The sequence below is a fragment of the Candidatus Eisenbacteria bacterium genome, assembly GCA_030017955.1.
Classification (GTDB): Bacteria; Eisenbacteria; RBG-16-71-46; order JASEGR01; family JASEGR01; genus JASEGR01.
Genome location: JASEGR010000144.1, coordinates 1 through 3,375, shown reverse-complemented (window position 1 = coordinate 3,375; position 3,375 = coordinate 1). Strand labels below are relative to the sequence as shown.

Annotated in this window: 4 protein-coding genes; all 4 read right to left on the bottom strand. The window is 48.7% G+C overall.

Annotation, left to right across the window (positions count from 1 at the left end):
- Positions 1-1,330, bottom strand: a 1,330-nt coding sequence (locus QME66_13010; GenBank protein ID MDI6809870.1) for a recombinase family protein, incomplete at its 3' end; no start/stop codon positions are given.
- Between the two features lie 202 nt (positions 1,331-1,532).
- Positions 1,533-2,357 (bottom strand): type I restriction enzyme HsdR N-terminal domain-containing protein, encoded by an 825-nt coding sequence (locus QME66_13005; protein ID MDI6809869.1) that lies wholly within the window; start codon positions 2,355-2,357, stop codon positions 1,533-1,535.
- 156 nt (positions 2,358-2,513) lie between these two features.
- Positions 2,514-2,927, bottom strand: a complete 414-nt coding sequence (locus QME66_13000; GenBank protein MDI6809868.1) for a helix-turn-helix domain-containing protein — start codon at positions 2,925-2,927, stop codon at positions 2,514-2,516.
- The gene (locus QME66_12995; protein MDI6809867.1) at positions 2,924-3,226 is read right to left on the bottom strand and encodes a hypothetical protein; all 303 of its coding nucleotides are present in this window, start codon (positions 3,224-3,226) and stop codon (positions 2,924-2,926) included. Before QME66_12995 ends, QME66_13000 begins: the two co-directional genes overlap by 4 nt.
- Between the last annotated feature and the right edge of the window lie 149 nt (positions 3,227-3,375).

The following is a 3,375-nucleotide window of genomic DNA, read 5'->3' as shown; positions in this document are numbered from 1 at the left end:
TCCGTGCCTTCTGGCTCAGTTCGAAAATATTTGCCCCGAGCTCAAAATAACTGATATTGGCCTCTTTGTGCCGTCTGGTAGCCCCAAGAATGTTATCCTGCTCCTGGCTGCATTGCTGAAACTTCTTCTCATACATAGCGTCGGTAATCTTCCCGTCAAGCTTATCATCGTAAAGTGCGTCCAGTCGCTTTTGGATGATGGTGAACTGTCTGTTCAATTCGGCAAGAGCAACATCGTGATATTGAGCTTCCTGAGCGTGGCTTTCTTTGAGAGCTTTTCGTATCCAGTCGACAATGCGGGTGTTCTTCACCTCCAAGCCGTCAAGTAGACAGATGACCTGTTTTTCTAGTTCCTCTTCGCGCACATAGCCCCGCTGGGAGCAGTTCGTCCCGTAGTGAGTACATCGGTAGTAGTGGTGTCCCTTTTGCACCTGTGCCACCACTGACCGGCCGCATTCGCCGCACTTTATGAGGTCCTTGAATAGGAACTTGTCATGCTTCCTATATTTTCCAGTGAGCTTCCGCCTTATGCGCTCCTGCACACTGTAAAAGAGTTCTTTCGAAATAAGAGGTGGGTGACTTGCCTGAGGGAAGTGTTTTTCTTTCCAATCAAATTCCCCGCAGTAGAAGCAATCTGTGAGAAGGTTGTGCATTTCTGTTTTGCTTATGGGTGTCCCAGCCTTGGTCTTCCAGCCTTCTTCGAAGAGTTTTCTTCTCAAGGTATCTATGGTGTGCTCACCTGTATCGTAGAGCTCAAACGCTCTCCTAACAAAAGGAGCTTCCGAATTCGGAGAAGAATCGATCACCCAAGTCTTACGCCCAACGCTGCCGATGGCCTTGTAACCTTTCTTGTGGTTGCCTGGATACCACCCCTGGACTGCTTTTTCTTCCAGCCCTTTCCTTGCTTCTTCCGACAGATTGTTGCTGTATTGTCTTGCAAGCACGAGATAGATGTCCCATTGAAACTTGTCGTAGGACTTTGAGTTCTTGTGGATAACAAGGTTTTGCTTCACGAAGTGAAGCTGTCTAGCCTCGTCTTCGTTTAGCCAATCGTCAAGTTTTACTGCATCCTTGAAATTGCGAGTGATTCTGTCAACCTTTTCGCATAAAACTAACTTAGTCTCAGGGTTAGATCTCAGAAATTCAAGCATCTCCAAGAAGGTCTTCCGCTCCTGCTTCCCGCTCGCTGATTCTGGCACCATAAACTTCCTGGTTACTCTGAAAGCCTTTCTCTCAGCGTATTCGATCAGCAACCTGGCCTGTGCAGACAGAGAGTAGCCCTGTTCTGCTTGTTCCTTTGTGGAAACTCTGATGTATAAGACCGCATTCATGTCGATGAGAAGTCTCCTTGCGTTTTCAACTTACTTCTACCCTACCCCCCGACTCACTATAGCTGCACTCGATCTACGGCGAAGAAACAGGCTGGTTTTGGTCTCTCACAGACTCCTTTTGGATTCAGCTGGATCTAACGAGTTCTTCTCTCGTTTCCACGGCCTCAAGAACACCGCTCTCCTTATAAGGTTGAGCAGTGCCTTACTCCTCGCGACCAGCTGTTTCCTCCGAGTCAGAGGTTTCCTGTGGTTCAAATTCCTTGCTCGGAGACGAGGATCTGGCGGCGCGAAGGGTGCGCCCCGCGGACTTCGCCACATGCTTTCTTGCAGCATCTGCCTTGTCTCCCTCAAGGACATCTCGTTTCAGGACGTCACCCTCCAGAGCCCGCCTTATTTCTTCAGCCTCAATGCGCACATTGGGTGATAATCTACGAATCTCGCGGCGCAGCAAATCAAGAACCGGGTCGCTAACTATGAGGGCTCCGAGAGTGAACCGGCTGAGCGCTTGTTTCTGGGAGTGATATACTCCAAGCTGAGCTTTCTGCCAACCCTCTTTAGCTAGTAGTCCTACCAGCCTGATGTGTTCTGTGTTCCGCGGATTCGCAGCCAGTAGGTCGATGTCAACCACGAGTTCATGCTCGATTGGCTTGACGAAACTAACCCTGTAGACTTTCCATATCACTCCGTTTGTGAGGGCGACCCATTCCACACCTTGATTAGCGGCATAATCTACAGCTTGGCGAACGAACTGCTCTTTCAGGTCGAGACCGATGGCCTTTACCTCAATCAAGAAAGCTAAAGAGCCTCCTAGCTTGACGGCTAGATCGCAAAAAGTGCTGCGAATCATGTGTTCAGAAGTGATCTCGGCATACTTGTCGTAGCCAAAAACGTCCTGGAGTAGATCAGTAACGATGACCACCGTGTCCGATTCGTTGACATCACGAGATTTGGCTGCGGCAAGGATCGGCTGAAAACGTTTCAACCCTGCAGCGATTCGCTCAATCGCCTTATTAGGAAGTCTTGCCATATGAAACCTCCAAGTTTGGTGATTATGCGTTGCCCACTACCACCACACCAAGCACATAGAGCGTAAGCCTTGACCTACGTATATTCACCATCTCTCTCTTTTACTGTCTTTGAAGCCTCGAGCGGTAAAGAATCGGTCTCCTTTTGGTTCTCATCTTCACAAGTGAAGGAGGGAGTTCAATTCCTCCGTCCTTGCCCTGTCCTCAATCCATTCTTTCGTGCTTCTGAAGTGTGGCTCTATGTATTCCTCTTTGAGAAGGGAGGAGCAACGGAGAAGAAGGTCAAAGAGTTTCTCCGTGGGGATCTCCTTCAAGTCGCGTTTGTCCAGTTCTTCCTTGACACTCTTTAGCCTCTCTCCGAGAAGTTCTACTCGCCTTCTGACCGTTAAGTAGTATTCTTCTTGAAGAGCCTCAAGCTCTATCGCCCTGAGGTTGGCTATGTCCTCCTCAAGGTCCTTGCTCCAGTCCATAAGTGTTTGTTTGCTTACCCTGAGTTCCTTAGCTATTGAGCTAAAGGAAAGCCCCTTGGCCCTCAACTCTACAAACTTCAGCCTTGTCTCTTGATCTTTCACGTTCTCTTCCCTGTCGCTTTCTTCCCCCTCCCAGCCTTCTTCCCCTCTTCTTCTTGCTCTCTTTGAAAAGCTTCCTCAAAGCGCTTTCGTTCCGTTAGTGGAAGCGTTCTCCAAAGTTCCTCAAGGCTTCTTTCTTCTGGTGGTAGCGAACAATACCAGAGGAAACATGCGTAAGCCTCATCACTTTCGCCTGGGAGTTGCTCCCAATCTGCTCTGTTTCCGTTTCCCTTCATCCTTGCTCTCCATACCCTAGATAACGGGTAGATATAGACATCGACACCAAGCCACTCCAGTTTCAAAAACATCCATCGAACAATCTCGATTTGGCAAAGGCATCTCTTCAAGAGCCTTCTTGATGGGATACTTCTTGCCATTCAGTTTACTACATGAAACGGTCAAGTCTTTTTTCTCCTGTAAAATTGGTCAGGTATAGCCTCCTCCCGGTGAA

Excerpts from the sequence above, each read along its gene's own strand:
- QME66_13005 (MDI6809869.1), bottom strand. The coding sequence starts at position 2,357 with ATGGCAAGACTTCCTAATAAGGCGATTGAGCGAATCGCTGCAGGGTTG.